Below are 16,342 nucleotides of genomic sequence, written 5' to 3'. Positions count from 1 at the left end.
ATTGATATTGTGATACAACGAATTCAAACTGTTTTTTTAGCCCTAGCTGTAATTCTAAACTTTGCAGCTTTTTTTACACCCATATATGAGAAGGCGATGCAAGATCCACAAATGTGGATTGGTTATGGTTTAGCCATCAGCTTATTAATCTCTATTATGGTAACACTGTTTTCTATTTTTAGATATTCAAATAGACTCGATCAAATGAGTTGGGTTAAAAGAGCTATGTTTCCACAAGTAGTAGCATTTGGCTTTGCAGTAGGAGTTCTTTTCTCACTTGGGGGTATAGGAACATACCTTTGGGATGAAGCCCTTGGGACAGGGTTTATAGTGGTTGCCTTCATTTTTCAATTCTTTGGTCTGCGTTTTATCAAAAAAGATGAAGACAAAGTAAGATCTATGGATCGTATTAGATGACCACAGTACCTTTACAGGCAGATTTCTCCAAATGGAGAGTATATGGTGGGTTAATATTGGGTATGGCTACTTTCAGCTTTGCCCCCATTATTGTTCGCTTCGCTGCCGATTACTCTCCCATCGTTCTTACAACACTAAGAACGGTAATTGCCTGTATTATTCTTGTGCCATTTTATTTTTCTCAGAAGAAAAAAGACCTAGTATTAGGCACTATTGTTACAAAAAGAGAACATCTGCTTGTTGCGGTTGCAGGTATTTCGTTAGGACTTCATTTTACACTCTGGGTATCCTCAGTATACTACACATCTATAGCCTCAGCATCTGTGCTAGTAACTATTCACCCCATTATCCTGATTGTGGCGGAACGCACGTTGATGAAAATAAAATTCAGACCCATGGTATGGCTAGGGGTTTGTATCGCGTTCTTGGGTACACTAATGTTAGGCTATTTTGATATCGGATCAGAAGAATCATTTCCCAATCCGGCTTTGGGAAATACTTTAGCCTTTAGTGCAGCAGTAATTTTTGCGATCTACTTTTTGATAGGTAGAAAAGTACGCCAAAACCGATCTTGGTTGGGGTACACCTTTCCTGTTTATAGTTATGCCGCACTTACTTGTGTAGTAATTTTATTATTGACTCAAGACTTGGGCTCATTAAGTATAGATTCAAAACTATTGATGCTTGGACTGGCCCTTGCTGTAGGGCCTCAAATTATGGGGCATGGTTCATTGAATTACTCAGTGAAATACATTTCACCCACTATACTATCCACTCTGATATTATCTGAGCCCATATTTTCATCCATATTAGGGTATTTCATCTTTTCAGAATTACCATTACCAACATCCATCACTGCGATGTGTATCATTCTTGTTGGAATCGGGCTTACTTGGACACGAAAGCGAAAAAAGCCTTAATTAAGATTTGGAACCATATTAAGGTTTTCGAATGAAATAGCTTAGATCTCTGTTTTTTATGGAGATTAACAAATTTACAACTGTTAGATTGGGATAATCAACGAACTTTCTTGGTTTAATAAGCGTATTTTGTGAGTATCCAAGTGCATGGGCAAAAGCGTATGTACTGCCAAGTAATCAGTTACTTATGGAAATATGGAAAAAATCAGATAAGAGATGGTTTATCTTGTTGATGATTACAATATCATTAACAGGATGCTTCAAAAACTCAGGAGAGACAGATTCAGACGCTAAAGCCGAAACTGAGACACTTCTTGCTACAGTTACAGAACCAGTTTATAGAGACCTCGCTGAAATCAAGCGAAGTGGTGTCCTTCGGGTAATCACAAGCTATAGCTCTAGTACCTACTTTTTGCATAGAGGTATTCAGGCAGGTTTTGAATACGAGTTAATTCGAAAGTTTGCCAAAGAAAACGACTTAGCTTTGGAAGTGGTAATCATCGCTGAAAACGAAAACCCATATGATCTCCTCAACACTGGAGAGGGCGATTTAATTGCCGCTAGCTACACCGTTACCGAGGAAAGAAAAAAAGTAATCGATTTTACCAGACCCTATAATTTAGTAGATCAGATTATTGTGGTATCGGATGAATTAGGTATTGAACCTGAAAGCATTTCTGAATTAGCTGGAATTTCGATCTCCGTCCGCCGAAATAGCTCCTATTATGTGAAGTTGAAAGAGCTTCAAGAAGAAGGCTTCAATATAGAAATAGATTTAGTGAGTGATGACATGGACACAGAAGCCGTCTTATACCAAGTGGCGAGTGGAAACATTGCTGCAACAGTAGCCGATGACAACTTCTTTGAAGCTAGCAATAAGTATATGAAAGGCCTTGTTCGAGGTCCAATTATCGCAGAAAATGATACCATAGCTTGGGCCATTCGTCAAAATGCTCCAGATTTGCAAAATGAACTCAATAAGTATTTATATAAGCATTTCAGGTTTAATGAGGACGGAATCCCAAAGCGATCTGCTTTTTTAAATGTATTACGAAAAAAATATTACCAAGGAAGTAGACCTGTAGAAGAGTATTTCCAACCAGAAATTGAAGACCAACGATATGTGGGCATTTCCCCATACGATAGTTTATTACAAAGAGTAGCCGCTGAATTTGATTTGGATTGGGTAATGCTTACCTCCATCGCAGCCCAAGAATCAAAATTTGATCCCTATTCAGAAAGTTGGGCTGGAGCAGTTGGAATCATGCAGATTCTACCACGCTTCTCAAAGATATCGGTTGATTCACTTTTTATACCTGAAGTTAATGTGCGGGAAGGTGCTCGAATCCTAAAAGAGCAAATGGATCACTATTCGTACATGGATTCTACCCAACAATGGCAATTTGCCCTAGCAACATATAATGCGGGTCCAGGTCATGTTGCAGATGCAAGAAGACTAGCCATCGATCATAACGATGATCCAAACGAATGGGAAAGTGTATCAAAAGCTTTACTTCGCTTAATGCAGCGTAAGTATTATCAGAATGCTCGTTATGGGTTTTGTAGGGGAATTGAAACGGTTCGTTACGTGAACGAAATTATGAACAGAACCAATACCTATGAAGCTATTTTAGCATTATCGAGATCAGATAATGGATCGTTCCCTGGAGTGCTAGGCTTCAAAACAATGAACTAGTATTCGCGTGCTTTACTGCGTTTTCTTTAGTACGATCATCGTAATATCATCATACTGAATATTATTTGAATACTCATTTACATCGTCAATAACAGCCTTCATGATGCCTTCGGCAGATTCATGGCGATGTTTAAGAATACAGTCTTTTAACCGCTCTTCTTCGTACTCCTCATCCTGTGCTGGGTTCAGCGCTTCCGTTACACCATCCGTAAATAATACGATGGTATCGCCTTTTTCCAAGGGAATTTCACCCGTTTCATAAGGCATGAACGTTGGCATAGCACCTAGTAACACCCCGCCTTTTTCAAGGAGCTCTGGAGTGTCAGAGTTTTCTTTAAGTAAGAAAGGAGGATTGTGGCCCGCATTTACATACTTAAGAGCATTCCCATCAGCAGAAATCAATCCCCAAAAGAAGGTGATGAATTTATCCGAAGGGGTATTGGTGTGAATGATGTCATTCATGCTGCCTGTGGCTTCCCCTAAGGACACATCAATAGGGGCTAAGGCATGTAACATAGATTGTAAGTTAGCCATTAATAGAGAAGCCGGAATCCCTTTGCCGGTAACATCAGCAATGGCGAAAATATGGGCGTCTTCTGGCGTCTTTAGAAAATCAAAATAGTCACCTCCTACCTGACGCGATGAGATATTGATAGCCGCAATATCAAAACCAGGTATACTTGGTAGGGGATCAGGCAATAGGCCCCTTTGAATATTCTTAGCTAGATTAAGCTCTTCATCTAAACGTTGCTTTTCAAGACGTTCTTCAAGAAATAATGTCTTTTGGATAGTCAATAAGGCAAGGTTGCCCAACGACTGAAGAAAGGTAACTTCAGAATCGCCATAATGCTGTTTATTAGCTCGTAAACCAACACCTACAACTCCAATTTTTTCATTCTGGAATTTTAAGCCAATAACCAACTTGATATCATTCTCTTTTAAGAATTCACAATCGGTATCCGGTTGAACGTGCGACACATCCTCCATTTCGAAGAGATGTTCAAGTTCTTCTTCTGAAGGCTCTTGTTTAATTCCACTAATAGATATGATTGACTTCTTACCATCCACATCCAATGCAAAAAAGAATGTTCGAATCAACATTTGCCCAAGCATGGCAAACTTGAACACACGTGCAATTTCATCACGATCAACCATGAGGTTGAAATCTTTACTTAACTCAAGAAGGGTATTAAGATCATGAACTTTTCGGTCTAATCGGCGATTGATATGCCTCATTTCCTTGAACATCCGAGAGTTAGCAATGGCTACTGAGGATATAATGGTTAGGCTTTCAATAAACTCAGCCTCTTGTTCGGTAACTGGATGACTATTACCTTTCGGCCCTAAACATAAAAAGCCAATGTGATGGTTACTGGTTTGTAGATTGAATAAAATACTTTGTGGACTTACCCCAAGTTCTTCAAATATATGCTGGTACTCTGCACCTTTTAGTATAGAAGTGTGCATAGATTCGTCCGAAATACTTAATGCTATTTCATTGCCTTCGGCTAGCCATCCTCGTCCTTTAGATTTTGAAACGGAGTACGTGTTTTCGCCGGGTTTGAACATCAAAATCATACCCTTGGTTACCATAAGCTTCCCCATGGTAATAAGAAGTAAGTTGTTTAAAACGAAGTCAGGATCTTGTGATTCGATGAGCAGGCGGCTCGTCTCAAGTAGTGTTTTTAGTTCGAACCTACTTTTTCTTTCGTCTAAATTAGTGGAGGGACTCACAGCTAGAGGTATTTAACCATTCGGATTTCATTCATTCTACCAGAACGCTTGTACTGTACGTTATCCATCAACTTTTGGATAAGGTAAACGCCCATTCCACCGCGCTGCTTATTTTTAATGCGTTCTTTTAAGTCAGGCTCGTTGTAGGTACTTGGATCAAAACTTTCACCTTCATCTTTAATTGAAATCCAAAGTTGATCGCCTGTGCTTCCTAATTCAATACTTACTGGTTTTGAGGGAAGGTTTTTGTAAGCGTGCTTGATGATATTGGTATAAGCCTCATCAACGGCTAAGCGGATATTTCCAATTTCTTTGTCTGAAAGGCCTAGATCTTTCGCGTAGGCAGCAACAAAATCCCGTACTTTCGCCAACTGCGCAGTAGACGCTTCAACTGAAAGGGAATGTATGTTGTTTGTCTGCTTCAAGCCTTTTCGAAACCATTTAATGCTTCATTCTCGTCGTCAAGAATATCATACAGAGTAGGGAAGCCTAACAGATCAAAAACATTATAAACGCGTTCGTTCATGTTAGTAAGTTTGATATCGCCACCCATACCGCGAACGTCCTCGATATAAGCCATGAATACACCCAAACCTGCACTAGCTATGTAATCCAATCCTCGGCAGTTCACAATAATGTAAATCTGCTTGTCTTCAATCAACGACTTCAATGAATTTTCTAGTTGAGAAGCGGTGTGTGCGTCAAGTTCGCCACTAATATCGAGTACTCGAATGTTGTTAACCTCTCGTACCGAGATGCCAAAGTTCTTCATTCTGCTATTGTTAGAAGGTTTTGATCGTTTTGTACAGTAGTAATGATAGTGTAAACTTGAGAATATGAAAAATAAAACACGGTCGCTGTGCTACGACATTGAAAAAAATTAGTTACAAAAAAATAGGGCATCACATTGTTCATTTGTGATGCCCTGACTATTCATCAAGAGAGACGCTACTTGAGCGTTCCTATAATTACGTAAATGCTTGGGAGATATACAACTAAAATTCTAAATCTCTTATCTCACTTTAGAAACCCAATATCCTGAGTTCATTTCTTCAGCTAATACTGCGCCAAGTTCAGCTGCATCTTCTTTAGTACTAAAGAAGCCTACTCGCACTCTAAACCAAACATCGCCCGTAGCTTCCTCACCAATTTTTACAGTATATGCATTCGGGTATGAGCGGTCGGCCCATTTAGCTAAATATGCTTTTGCCTTTTCTTCTGAACGAAATGCTCCAACCTGAACTGCATACTGTCCGTCTTCGGCAAAGGTATACCCATCTGATGAAGTTGAAGTATTGTCTTCAGTCATCTCTGAAGCTTCTTCATCCATGGAATTGTTAGCACTGTCCGCTTCAAGAGCAGCCATGGCTTCAGCAATTTCTTGTTGCTGTACTTTTAACAGTGAATCCATTCTAGCTTGTTCACGAGCTCTTTTTTCTTCTTCAGTAGGCCCACAAGCTTGAATGAGTATTAGGGCAAATGCTCCAAGGAGGATTTTAGTAGCAAAATTTTTCATGTCGGTGTAGATAGATTTAATAGTACAAACACTAAATAAACATACGTTTTAACAATATGTTTCCCAAATATCACAAGAAAAAAACAGCCTCAAATCAATGTATAAAAAGCGTATCTTAATTAAGACTGAATCTATTTAGAGATATTATTGTTTGTCAAAACATGAATGTGAATTTACTAGAGACTAAAAATCTTACAAAATCCTTCGACCAATCTGGCCCGGTAGTAGATCAAGTGTCGTTTACGGTGAAGGAAGATGAAATTTTTGCTTTATTAGGGCCAAGTGGCTGTGGTAAAACAACAACTCTTAGGCTGGTAGCTGGCTTTGAGTTCTGTGATGATGGTGAAATAACCATTCAAAATACCTTAGTAGAATCTCCATCTACCCATATTGCCCCTCAAGAAAGAGGAATAGGCTTTGTGTTTCAGGATTATGCGCTTTTCCCACACATGTCAGCTATTGAGAATGTAGCCTTTGGCTTAAAAGACGTGCCTAAGAATAAACGCCATGTATATGCAGAAGAGGTATTGTGTAGAACAGGCATGGAGAAGTATAAAGATCGGAGCCCAGACGAACTTTCAGGAGGGCAACAGCAGCGAATAGCCTTAGCTAGAGCCATAGCTCCAAAGCCAAAATTAGTTTTAATGGATGAGCCCTTTTCAGGCTTAGATGCTATGCTGAGAGATACCACTAGAAAAGAGGTTCGGGCCATTCTAAAAAACTCGGGTATGAGTGCCATTTTAGTTACTCATGATCAAGAAGAAGCACTGTCGTTCGCAGATCGCGTAGCGGTGATGAACAATGGTAAAATAGAACAAATTGGTACCCCTGAAGAGGTGTACTACAAGCCAAAAACTCAATTTGTGGCTCAGTTTTTAGGAAGAACTAACCTATTCAGAGCGCATGCTAATAAAGCTGCCATTGTTGAAACAAGATTCGGACAGGTTAGTTTAGATAAGGAAGCAGATGGATTAGTGTTATGTTCTATACGCCCGGAACATTTGGGTATAACTAAAGCTAAGGAAGGGGAAGAGAGTGGTATTATAACGGGAAGAGAGTTTAGAGGTCACGATATCACTTATCATGTACTTTTTAGAGGCGACCGATATATTGTACATACTGATAATAGAAAGCTTTTTGAAATGAATGAACAGGTGATAGTGAAACCTTTAGAGCCTGCAGTCGTTTTGGAGCAAAAACAAACAATCTAGTATTATGGGATTATTCGATTTTCTGATTTACGTATTAATAGCCGCTATATGTGGTGGAATTGGCCAGAGTTTAGGTGGCTACAAAGTAGGTAGCGGTGGCTGTTTAATTTCAGCAGGTATAGGATTCGTGGGTGCCATATTAGGAAAATGGATTGCCGTTGAATTAGACTTGCCGTTATTCTGGACGATAGAAATTAGTGGGAAGCCTTTCCCCGTTGTATGGTCTGTTATTGGCGCGGCAATTTTGACGGGTATCCTTGGAGCCGTATTTAATAGCCGAAGAAAAGATTAATTCAATTCTACATAATATTTCGCCCCTCGTTTAATTCTTAACTAGTATGCAACATACTAGCCCTTTATGAGTAAAGGGATGAAATTTTTAAACAGAGAAATACAGATGGGGCGATTTATTGTTTTTATTTGGGTTCTTGGAAGCCTATCCACACTTACCCAAGCACAGATTACAATTACAGGGAAAATTACCGAAGCTAAAACAGGTGAAGGATTACCCGCAGTTCATGTAATTGAAAAAGGAACCTACAATGGTACCATCGCAAACGAAGATGGACTCTATAGCTTAAGCGTAAAACGCCTGCCAGCAACCATTGTGGTGCGATATATTGGTTTCGATTCTCAAGAGAAAACAGTAAATGTTGGAGATTCTAGAAGGCTCAATTTTAACATGGTAGAATCAGTGTTTGAATTGAGTGAAATCATGGTAACCTCCGAAGATCCCGCCGAAGATATTATGAGAGAGGTTATAGCCCGAAAAAAAATATGGAGAGAGAAACTTAAAACATACACATCTGAGGCGTATTCGAGACAGCAGCTAAAAAATGACACCACCATTGTCTCTATTTCTGAGAGTGTATCTGAATTATTCTGGGATAAAGAAATGGGTGTGCGCGAGATACTAAAATCTAGGAGACAAACAGCAAATATTGAGGGAGCTGATAACTTTGCGGGGGTTAGTTACTTGCCGAACTTTTATGATGATGAGTTAGAAATAGCAGGTTTTGATGTAGTGGGTATTACCGATGAACGTGCACTCAAGTACTATAACTTTAGCCTTATTGACTACACAAGTAGAGATGGCAAGGTAGTGTACGAGATTAAAGTAAGCCCAAGACGGAAACTTCAGCCCTTATTTGAAGGAACAATCTTTGTGCTTGATGAGGAATTTGCCCTTCTATCTGTTAAGTTGAAGCCTAATAAAGTGATTGTTTTCCCTCCACCCATCCAAGACTTCAATCTCTATTACGAACAACAATTCAGTAATTTTGGGGGCGATTTTTGGTTACCCGTAGATGTTCGTATTGATGGTTTAATAGAAGTGGGGATTGTAGGTCTGAGATTTCCACCAATAGGTTTCCATCAAGTATCTAAGTTGAATAACTATTTGGTAAATGTTGATCTGCCCGATTCTTTGTTCACCGATTATAATTGGATTTCAGTTGACTCCACATCAATAAATAAACCTGATTCAATATTTACTTCAACCATAGAGCCAGTACCACTTTCAGAAAAAGAGGTAAATGCCTATGAGAATCTAGATAGTACCGCTACGCTTGAAAAGGCATTCAAGCCTAAAGGATTTTTTACCCGATTCATCGATTTTGATGATGATGATAGCAATGATGGTGGTTCAGTGGAAGTTTCATCTAGCGGAGGGTCCTCGAGTAGCACAAAGCGTAAAAGTGGAAGTTCACAACGAAAAGAAAGAAGTGCCCTAGCAAAATTTGGGGATGATCTTTCGCCAGTAGGTCGATTTAATAGGGTGGATGTGTTTCATCTTGGCTTGGTTCATGATAAATCCTATGGCAAAACCAAGAAGTGGGCTTCGAAAGCAAAGTTAGCTTACAGCACAGGATATGAAGAACTGGCTTATGGTGGTTCTATAAGTTGGTGGCCCCTTAAGAAGAGTAAGCGATTAGTTATGACGGCGGCTTATAACGCAGATACTAAAACGAGTTATGAGTCTGATATCTATAACATGGTACTTACAAGTGGAATGTCTCTCTTGGGCTACAATGATTATTTCAACTACTATAGACATGAAGGGGTATCGCTATCAGCAGGATATATTCCTAAAGGGATGAGAGCGACACTAAGAGCTCGTTATAAATTAGAGAGACATGAAAGCATTAGCTTTAAGACGAGCTATGATATTTTAGGGCAAAAGAATGTACAAAGGTTAAATCCTGCTATCGATGACGGAACTCTAAGTGCATTAGTATTTGAGATGTCGGAAGGGGATTATAAAACCAATTTTGGGGCTGTAGGCTTGTCGGGGTATAAGATTGGTATTGAGCAATCTGTGGAATTGCTAGGAAGCGATTGGAATTACACGAAATTTAATTTTCATGCATTTAAGCGCTTCAACACGTTCTATAAGAAGAGGTTTTTCCCAAATACCTTAGATGTGAGAGTAAACGGGGGTACCTACCTAGGAGATTTGCCTCTGCAAAAATATGGTGCTCTTGACGCTTCATTCGGTTATTTCACTCCATTCGGAGCGTTTAAGTCAAAAAGGTACATTCCTTATGCAGGTGCAAGTTATTTCGCTGTAAATGCGGAACATAATTTTAGAAGTGTGCCTTTAGAAATGTTGGGTTGGAGAAATGCACCTAAAACGGGTTTGTCTATCATCGCGTTTGGAGGAGTGGGTAAAACATGGGTTCCTTCTCAACATGAAGGTAGGGTAGGCTACTTAGAAACCGGTGATCTACATTTAGAAGTAGGTGGATCGATAAGTAATATCTTTAATCTGTTCCGATTCGATCTAGCATTTAGAATCGATGATCCGGGTATATATCCTGGGGTTAGCATTGCTCGATTTTTCTAAGAGCAATAAAAAAGGCGAGATGGAAACCATCTCGCCTAATCAAATTTAGTTGCTTAAGAATTAGTAATTCTTAGGAGCATACTTTAGAGTGCTCACAGGATGAGACTCAGCACGACGGTTAGCTTCGCAACCACGGTCTGGAGTGTTATCCATACATGGTACAGGAGCTTTACCTAAACCACGAGACTCAATTCTGTCGGCAGAAATACCATTTTGAGTGTAGAAGTCTACTACAGATTTAGCTCTTCTTAAGCTCAAACGTTGGTTGTACTGATCGCCACCCACGTGATCGGTGTAAGCGTCAACACGTACTCTAAAAGCAGGTGCATTTTTTAGCATTTCAACATTGTCAGCTAAAGTTGCTGCTGCTGCATCACTGATGTTAGAACGATCGAATGCAAAGTTGATAGTTTTTAGAGCATCACTGCTGATAAATACAGGATCAGAACCGTTTAATGGATTCGTTCCCATGTCTAATTCTTGACCATCAGAGAATCCGTCGCCATCAGAGTCAGGATTGTTAGGGTCAGTATTGTGAGTCATGATTTCATCAACATCAGAAACGCCATCACGATCAGCATCGCCGTTAGCATCGGTTGGGTCAGTGTTGTACTTGTTAACTTCGTCGCCGTCGCTTAGTCCGTCGCCGTCAGTATCTACTTTAAGTGGGTCAGTGCCGTATGAATTAACTTCGTCACCGTCACTTAGGCCGTCACCGTCGGTATCAGCATTCTTAGGGTCAGTGTTATAAGTATTAATTTCATCGCCGTCGTTAAGACCGTCGTTGTCGAAATCAGGGCTGTTAGGATCTAATCCTAAAGCGATTTCTTGTTCGTCGGTAAGGCCATCACCGTCTGTATCTACTGGCTCTTCAACTACAGGCTCGCTAGACTTGCAACCGGCCTGGAATACTACACCACCGACTAGGAATAATGCAAGAACTAGAAAATGTAATGATCGTTTCATATTAGGAGAACTCCTATTGAGTTAGTTTGAATTGAGATTTTGATTATAAATTCGTTCTAAAATAATGATAGTAAGTTTATCAAACAAAAAACCTTATTTAACTAGGATTTATTTTTTACCGGCGCTATATTTGTGCCCGTTTAAGGGGCTATAGCTCAGCTGGCTAGAGCGTCGCGCTGGCAGCGCGAAGGTCCAGGGTTCGAATCCCTGTAGCTCCACTTTCCTCTCCTTATCCACCAAAAAGAACTGGCTTAATCCTATTTTAAAAGCAGGTAAACTGCAAGTAAATATGGAAAGAAAGTTCAGTTTTCTTATAATCTATATAATTAATGAGGGATGGATCATGAAAGATAAAAACAGACTCCTATCAATCGTTTTTGGGATTTCACTTCTTAGTATAGTTTTTGTTCCAAGAAATATTGTATTTGCACAGAATAGTAAAGTATCCGTTGAGATTGATGTTAGTGATGTACTTCAAAATGCACAATTAATCGGATTAACCAATCTTGGTTTAGACAGCGAAGGTAAGGGGGCAAATCTTATAACGGGATACCTTCAAAACCTTACCCCAGAGACGCTAGAGAATCTATTTTTTGAGGTATCGGTGACGGCTGGAAAAGTTGGCGAAATTGTAAAAGTTAATACACAGCCCGGTTTTCCGTTCTCACTTGCGCCCATGCAAGCTATCTATGTAACCAACAATACCCTCTCGGAAGATGGTGTGCCCGGTATAAAAGAAACAGTGAAATTTGAAGGGGGATTGACCGCTCAAGGAGATAATTTTATTGAAAACTTAGATGGCGCAACTACGCTACCTGCGGATGTTTATACCATTCAAGTAACCGTATTTCAGGTTACAAATAGCGAAGGGCGAGTAGATTTAGCGTCCACTTCGGCTGAAATTGGAGGCAGTGGCCCAATAGCTGAAGAGAAAGACATTTTCTTGAAAACACCTGGTGATGTGATCGATGCAAATATCGAGATTACGAACCCTTTCCCTCAGTTTAGCTGGGATGCAGAAGCAGGCTTAGATTATAGATTATTGGTTGTAAAAAGTAACGGTCAAGATAGTCCAGAGTCGTTAATTGAGAGCGCAAAGAGTTCAGCTGCCATCACAAAAGGTGGGTCATTGCTTCAATTTGAGAATTTAGATGTAATAGTAAATGGCGATACCTATCAATATCCTTCTTCAGGGGCACAACCCTTAGAGGCTGGCCAAACTTACTATTGGCAATTAAGTACCGACGTTCAAGCAGGTATAGATACTGAAACTCGAACTTCTGAGATTTGGAGTTTCAAGCTTTCTGAGCCAAGTAATAGTGAACCAGTTGTGGTAATCAGCGAAGAAATTAAGAATGTAATTACCCGACTAATTGGTAATGAAAAATTCCAAAACTTAGTAGCGTCAGGATTTACATTGCAATCAATCACCGTGGATGGTGTAACCTATACCGGCCCTCAAGCTTCGCTAATACTGGATGAATTGAAGCGAAAAATTGAAGCTGATGACATTGTGATTGGAGGAAATTGATATGAAAAAGCATCTATATTTTTTACCCCTACTTGGTGCCCTAATATTGCTTGGCAATGTAGATATCCAATCTTTAAAAAGTGAAGACCCTATCGCCATAGTTAGAAGGTTCAAGCCTACAGTAACCATCGATAATGAGAATTACGAGAAGGCGAAAGAGCTGAAATTAGGAGATGATGAAGCGGAACTGCTTTATAGTGGAGATTCACTTAGAACAGCTAAAGATGGGTATGCTTATGTCGTTTTTATGGATAAAAGCATCGCAAAAGTGAAGCCTAATTCATTGTTGGTTGTTCAAGGTGAGCGCCAAAGGAACTCTAAAAGGTCAAATTCTCGCATAGACTTAAAACTAGGTGAGATATTTTTAGAAGTTGAACCGCAAGGCACCAATGATTTCGAAGTAGCAACATCTCGTTCGTTAGCATCGGTAAAAGGAACAGAGTTTGGTAGTACTTCTGATGGGTATGTTTGGGTACGAGAAGGGCAAGTTGATGTGACCGCATTACAATCGGGAGAGACGGTATCGCTATTTGAAAAAATGTATGCCCAAGTGAATCAAAATGGTAATGAAATTGAATCAGGTACATTAACCGACGATGAATTAAATAACCTTGACGATGGCTATGAGGAAATGGAGAAGGATCTTGTTAAAAAAGAAATGAAGTTCCGCTTTATTGATGCAAATGGTCAGGTACAAGAAATAACGATTGAATACTACGAAAAGGGTGGTCAGTAAACTCTAGTTCGTGAGTTTGGAGGAGTAACATGTTTAAGAAAGGTTGGAGCTTTGGGGTCATAGCTATGCTAATGGGTGTACTTGCGCCTAATACATATGCTCAGTTTACTATTCAGCATCAGCAGCCCACATCTTTTGTTCGAGGGGAGGCAAACCCCTTAGAATTTATTGTATCGGGTATCAACCAGAATGAGATTCAAGAAGCCATTCTTTATTACAGATACGATGATGATATCAGTTACCAGCAGCAAGAAGTGTTTTATAGGCAGGGTACTTTTACTGCTAATTTTCAGGTCAATAATTCCTCAGCTAGTTCGGTAGAATACTACTTTAAAGTATTTTTGAATTCAGGTGCTGAAGTTACTTATCCAGAACGAGACCCTGAGGAAAGCCCAACTCGAATAGAAGTAGTAAACCAAACTGAGACCAAAGGGATAGCCACTGAACGTATTAAAAGCATAGACTATACGGTCCTATCCCCGAATCAAGGAGATGTAATTGCAAACAATGATGTAGTGATTGCAATAGCTATGTACTACGAAGAGGCAGATCTCGAAGAAGGGGTGTTTAGACTATACATTGATAGGCTAGATGTAACCGAAAAAGCTGATACAAGTAATTATTTCATTTCCTATGTGCCAAAGGGCTTAGCGAATGGCCCTCATTCCTTCACCTTAACCTATGAGACCGCCTCAAAAAAGTACCTTGTTGTAAGCCAAGAATTTCAAGTGGTGGATATTAGCAGAGCCGAGTTTGTTGGTTTTGAAGAAAGGAATAAACCGGTAGGGCGTTTGGAGCTTGGAGCAAGAAGCCAAACTATAGCTGGGAACCCTAATGATGCATACACCGCAAGAACCAATATCTCTGGACAGGCAGGTTTATTTCGCTATTCTTTAAACGGCTTTTTTACTTCACAAGAATCCAATCGCCTCCAGCCACAAAATAGATACGGTGCGGATTTACAGTTCGGGAAATGGGTTCGACTTCAAGCGGGTCATGTATACCCAAATATGGGCCGATTCACCATATCAGGACGAAGAGTATATGGTATAAACTCAGAGCTTCATTTATTGAATGAAAATTTCAATGTTCAATTCATTTATGGAGAGTTAAATAGGAAGATTAAGAATCTATATACGGGTGTGTTAATTGAAGAAGAAACCGTGGGTTCAGGTGCGGTCGTGGATACATCGTATACTTTGCAGTACGACAATTTGGGGAAGGGAACCTTTTCACGAAAAGTAATTGGGGGTAGAGTCGCTTTTGGGAAAAGTGAAAAAGTTCAGCTAGGTATCCAAGCCATGAAAGTGGAAGACGACACTACCTCTTTGTTTAATGTTCGTGATTATTTTGACTTACTCAATGGCCCATCGAGTTTGTATCAAAATGTTCAAAGCGACCCAAATCATGTAAATAAGCTACAAAGTAATCCTGATTTTCTTCAAATTCAGAGTGGTAGTGTGAACCCTAAAGGGAATTTTGTGAGTGGAGCGGATCTTAAAATAGGATTGGCTTCCAACCGAATTCAGCTTAAAAATGAAACGGTTATAAGTGCCCTCAATAATGATATTTATGGCGGACCACTTACTGTTGAGCGTGCTGATGAGCTCGGCTTCGAAATTGAAGAGGACATTGAAGACATTCTCGGTGCTATATCTAGATTCATTATCGTGAACGAGAACATGAACATTCTTCCACTGCGAATTAAAGACATCGATTCAGATAGTGCGGATGCAGAACCTTTTTTCCCAACAAGTGTAATCGCTTCAAGGAGTGAGTTCTCGATGAACTATCCTAGCAACAATTTTAAATTGCAGTATCGGTGGATAGGTCCAAATTTTAGTTCTTTGGCAAATTCAACCATTCGAAAAGATGTAGCTGGATATACCATTAGTGATCGTTTTAGAATGTTCCAGAATCGAGTGTATGTAACCTTAGGGTATGAATCGCTGGAAGACAACGTTACTAATGATAAGGCCGCAACAACTGAGTCTAATACTTATAGAACCAATGTGAGTTGGTATCCTGTTGACAAGAAACTACCAAGAATAAATTTAGGGCTTCGTTATCGTACCAGAGAAAATGGAGTCGTTCGTTTTAATCCTGAAGTGCCTTCACAGTTTGAAAAAGCAGCGGTTCAAAACTTCAGTATTGACGGTACCGACACTTTGTTAACTACGGTTCCAAAAGAAAGTATCACCCTGAATTTAACTTCTTCTATAACACAACAGTTTTTGCTTTGGGATATGATTCATGATGCCTCATTGAGTATCTCCAACTTAAAAACTACCGATGAAGTATTTGCTTACGGTGATGTTCGCAGTTCTGCGGTTTCATTTAACATCACGAGTAGATTCGAAAATATTAGATTAAGAACTCAGCTTGGGTTAACGGTAAATAATACTGAAACAGGAAGTGGACAAACGAATATCGATATATTCGGTATGTACGCAGGGGGTAGTTATTTCGTGTTAGATGGTAAGCTAAATTTAAATGCACGTTTGGCCATTACGAGTAATACTTCAAAAACCAGAGCCATTATTGTAGATCCAACCTCGGCAGCTGATGATGACACCAAGAACGATTATTTTGTGCTGTCGCCAACATCAACTACCTCTGATTTTGGGACTTTTGTACTTCAAACGGGTGCACAATATGAAATTAATGATTACCACTCGTTACGCTTTGATGCGAACTTTACCAATGTAAGTGGTGCAGGCAACGCAAATGATAGTATTGTTGCCCTACGATATCTATTCAATTTTTAGAA

The 16,342-nt window shown here is 39.7% G+C and carries 14 protein-coding genes and 1 tRNA gene; 10 read left to right on the top strand and 5 right to left on the bottom strand.

Annotated elements, in window-relative coordinates:
- The first annotated feature begins 9 nt into the window (after positions 1 to 9).
- The 3 genes from B155_RS0106275 to B155_RS0106265 all read left to right on the top strand — a co-directional run bounded on the left by B155_RS0106275 (position 10) and on the right by B155_RS0106265 (position 3,033).
- The gene (locus B155_RS0106275) at positions 10 to 417 is read left to right on the top strand and encodes a DUF4293 domain-containing protein (RefSeq protein WP_018127399.1); all 408 of its coding nucleotides are present in this window, start codon (positions 10 to 12) and stop codon (positions 415 to 417) included.
- Positions 414 to 1,337 carry a DMT family transporter gene (locus B155_RS0106270; RefSeq protein ID WP_018127398.1) on the top strand — a complete coding sequence of 308 codons (924 nt, stop codon included), beginning with the start codon at positions 414 to 416 and terminating at the stop codon, positions 1,335 to 1,337. Before B155_RS0106275 ends, B155_RS0106270 begins: the two co-directional genes overlap by 4 nt.
- A 187-nt stretch (positions 1,338 to 1,524) precedes the next feature.
- Complete coding sequence (locus B155_RS0106265; protein ID WP_018127397.1) at positions 1,525 to 3,033, top strand: MltF family protein; 1,509 nt, start codon at positions 1,525 to 1,527, stop codon at positions 3,031 to 3,033.
- 12 nt (positions 3,034 to 3,045) lie between these two features.
- Here the strand turns inward: B155_RS0106265 and B155_RS0106260 are convergent, their stop codons facing one another.
- The 4 genes from B155_RS0106260 to B155_RS0106245 all read right to left on the bottom strand — a co-directional run bounded on the left by B155_RS0106260 (position 3,046) and on the right by B155_RS0106245 (position 6,283).
- Positions 3,046 to 4,767 (bottom strand): SpoIIE family protein phosphatase, encoded by a 1,722-nt coding sequence (locus B155_RS0106260; protein ID WP_240386256.1) that lies wholly within the window; start codon positions 4,765 to 4,767, stop codon positions 3,046 to 3,048.
- Between the two features lie 2 nt (positions 4,768 to 4,769).
- Positions 4,770 to 5,192 carry an ATP-binding protein gene (locus tag B155_RS0106255; protein WP_018127395.1) on the bottom strand — a complete coding sequence of 141 codons (423 nt, stop codon included), beginning with the start codon at positions 5,190 to 5,192 and terminating at the stop codon, positions 4,770 to 4,772.
- Positions 5,189 to 5,539, bottom strand: coding sequence for an STAS domain-containing protein (locus tag B155_RS0106250; protein WP_018127394.1), 351 nt, complete (start codon positions 5,537 to 5,539; stop codon positions 5,189 to 5,191). Before B155_RS0106250 ends, B155_RS0106255 begins: the two co-directional genes overlap by 4 nt.
- A 240-nt stretch (positions 5,540 to 5,779) precedes the next feature.
- A complete protein-coding gene (locus B155_RS0106245) occupies positions 5,780 to 6,283 on the bottom strand; it encodes an SPOR domain-containing protein (protein ID WP_018127393.1) in 504 nt (167 codons plus the stop codon).
- A gap of 161 nt (positions 6,284 to 6,444) precedes the next feature.
- Between B155_RS0106245 and B155_RS0106240 the strand changes: the two genes are divergently transcribed.
- The 3 genes from B155_RS0106240 to B155_RS0106230 all read left to right on the top strand — a co-directional run bounded on the left by B155_RS0106240 (position 6,445) and on the right by B155_RS0106230 (position 10,339).
- Positions 6,445 to 7,494: an ABC transporter ATP-binding protein gene (locus B155_RS0106240; RefSeq protein ID WP_018127392.1), complete on the top strand. Its 1,050-nt coding sequence runs from the start codon at positions 6,445 to 6,447 to the stop codon at positions 7,492 to 7,494.
- A gap of 4 nt (positions 7,495 to 7,498) precedes the next feature.
- Positions 7,499 to 7,786: a hypothetical protein gene (locus B155_RS0106235; RefSeq protein ID WP_018127391.1), complete on the top strand. Its 288-nt coding sequence runs from the start codon at positions 7,499 to 7,501 to the stop codon at positions 7,784 to 7,786.
- A gap of 105 nt (positions 7,787 to 7,891) precedes the next feature.
- On the top strand, positions 7,892 to 10,339 hold the full coding sequence (locus B155_RS0106230) for a DUF5686 and carboxypeptidase-like regulatory domain-containing protein (protein WP_157464791.1): 2,448 nt from the start codon (positions 7,892 to 7,894) through the stop codon (positions 10,337 to 10,339).
- Positions 10,340 to 10,399: 60 nt separating this feature from the next.
- Here B155_RS0106230 and B155_RS0106225 read toward each other — a convergent pair whose 3' ends face one another.
- Entirely contained in the window at positions 10,400 to 11,305 is a 906-nt protein-coding gene (locus tag B155_RS0106225) for an OmpA family protein (protein WP_018127389.1), read from the bottom strand.
- Positions 11,306 to 11,449: 144 nt separating this feature from the next.
- On the opposite strand from B155_RS0106225, the gene B155_RS0106220 reads away from it, so the two are divergent.
- The 4 genes from B155_RS0106220 to B155_RS0106205 all read left to right on the top strand — a co-directional run bounded on the left by B155_RS0106220 (position 11,450) and on the right by B155_RS0106205 (position 16,340).
- Positions 11,450 to 11,523: transfer RNA gene (locus tag B155_RS0106220), tRNA-Ala, on the top strand.
- A 125-nt stretch (positions 11,524 to 11,648) separates the two neighbouring features.
- On the top strand, positions 11,649 to 12,836 hold the full coding sequence (locus tag B155_RS0106215) for a hypothetical protein (RefSeq protein WP_157464746.1): 1,188 nt from the start codon (positions 11,649 to 11,651) through the stop codon (positions 12,834 to 12,836).
- A gap of 1 nt (position 12,837) precedes the next feature.
- Complete coding sequence (locus tag B155_RS0106210) at positions 12,838 to 13,572, top strand: FecR family protein (protein ID WP_157464745.1); 735 nt, start codon at positions 12,838 to 12,840, stop codon at positions 13,570 to 13,572.
- 29 nt (positions 13,573 to 13,601) lie between these two features.
- Positions 13,602 to 16,340 carry a hypothetical protein gene (locus B155_RS0106205; protein WP_157464744.1) on the top strand — a complete coding sequence of 913 codons (2,739 nt, stop codon included), beginning with the start codon at positions 13,602 to 13,604 and terminating at the stop codon, positions 16,338 to 16,340.
- Positions 16,341 to 16,342: the final 2 nt, after the last annotated feature.

It is taken from the genome of Balneola vulgaris DSM 17893 (assembly GCF_000375465.1).
In the GTDB taxonomy this organism is placed as follows: domain Bacteria; phylum Bacteroidota; class Rhodothermia; order Balneolales; family Balneolaceae; genus Balneola; species Balneola vulgaris.
Note: the sequence above shows the minus strand (reverse complement) of the source record. Positions and strands in the feature narration are given on the sequence as shown.

What these genes read in the sequence shown, in the direction of transcription:
- B155_RS0106265 (WP_018127397.1), top strand. Translation starts at nt 1,525, where the DNA reads ATGGAAATATGGAAAAAATCAGATAAGAGATGGTTTATCTTGTTGATG.
- B155_RS0106230 (WP_157464791.1), top strand. Translation starts at nt 7,892, where the DNA reads ATGGGGCGATTTATTGTTTTTATTTGGGTTCTTGGAAGCCTATCCACA.
- B155_RS0106270 (WP_018127398.1), top strand. Translation starts at nt 414, where the DNA reads ATGACCACAGTACCTTTACAGGCAGATTTCTCCAAATGGAGAGTATAT.
- B155_RS0106250 (WP_018127394.1), bottom strand. Translation starts at nt 5,539, where the DNA reads ATGAAGAACTTTGGCATCTCGGTACGAGAGGTTAACAACATTCGAGTA.
- B155_RS0106240 (WP_018127392.1), top strand. Translation starts at nt 6,445, where the DNA reads ATGAATGTGAATTTACTAGAGACTAAAAATCTTACAAAATCCTTCGAC.
- B155_RS0106245 (WP_018127393.1), bottom strand. Translation starts at nt 6,283, where the DNA reads ATGAAAAATTTTGCTACTAAAATCCTCCTTGGAGCATTTGCCCTAATA.
- B155_RS0106210 (WP_157464745.1), top strand. Translation starts at nt 12,838, where the DNA reads ATGAAAAAGCATCTATATTTTTTACCCCTACTTGGTGCCCTAATATTG.
- B155_RS0106215 (WP_157464746.1), top strand. Translation starts at nt 11,649, where the DNA reads ATGAAAGATAAAAACAGACTCCTATCAATCGTTTTTGGGATTTCACTT.
- B155_RS0106235 (WP_018127391.1), top strand. Translation starts at nt 7,499, where the DNA reads ATGGGATTATTCGATTTTCTGATTTACGTATTAATAGCCGCTATATGT.
- B155_RS0106205 (WP_157464744.1), top strand. Translation starts at nt 13,602, where the DNA reads ATGTTTAAGAAAGGTTGGAGCTTTGGGGTCATAGCTATGCTAATGGGT.
- B155_RS0106225 (WP_018127389.1), bottom strand. Translation starts at nt 11,305, where the DNA reads ATGAAACGATCATTACATTTTCTAGTTCTTGCATTATTCCTAGTCGGT.